Source organism: Thermococcus sp. MAR1, assembly GCF_012027305.1.
Taxonomy (GTDB): domain Archaea; phylum Methanobacteriota_B; class Thermococci; order Thermococcales; family Thermococcaceae; genus Thermococcus.
The window spans coordinates 1-382 of record NZ_SNUF01000050.1 but is presented as its reverse complement, the minus strand read 5'-3'; the positions used below and the strand labels follow the sequence as shown (position 1 = coordinate 382).

1 protein-coding gene is annotated in these 382 nt (G+C 29.8%); it reads left to right on the top strand.

Annotation, left to right across the window (positions count from 1 at the left end; all coding sequences use genetic code 11):
* Positions 1 to 164: 164 nt before the first annotated feature.
* On the top strand, positions 165 to 382 hold a 218-nt coding region (locus E3E25_RS11485; RefSeq protein ID WP_167893429.1), incomplete at its 3' end, for a glycosyltransferase.

Here is a 382-nt window from a genome sequence, read left to right as displayed (position 1 = left end):
AAGCGAAGTAAAAATTACTTCGCTTTTTTATTCAATATTAAAATTGTATTTCTTCCTGGCTTTTTAAAGTTTGTGGTTTTGCCTCTAACCATTTTGTAATAGAAATATATTATTAAACACAGGGAATAAAGTTTTCGTTTAATTTGCTTTCAACCCACACCATCATGCACCTTTATAGAGGTTTAATTATTATCCCATGTTTTAATGAAGCAGCATCACTTGCTGATTTGGTTACTGAGATTAAAGAAAACCTACGGGGTATTTTAAACTTAGATATTTTAATTGTGAATGATTGTTCAACAGATAATACTTTAGACATTGCACAAAGAACAGAAGCTAAATATTTAGATTTACCGGTTAATTTAGGTATTGGAGGGGCTAT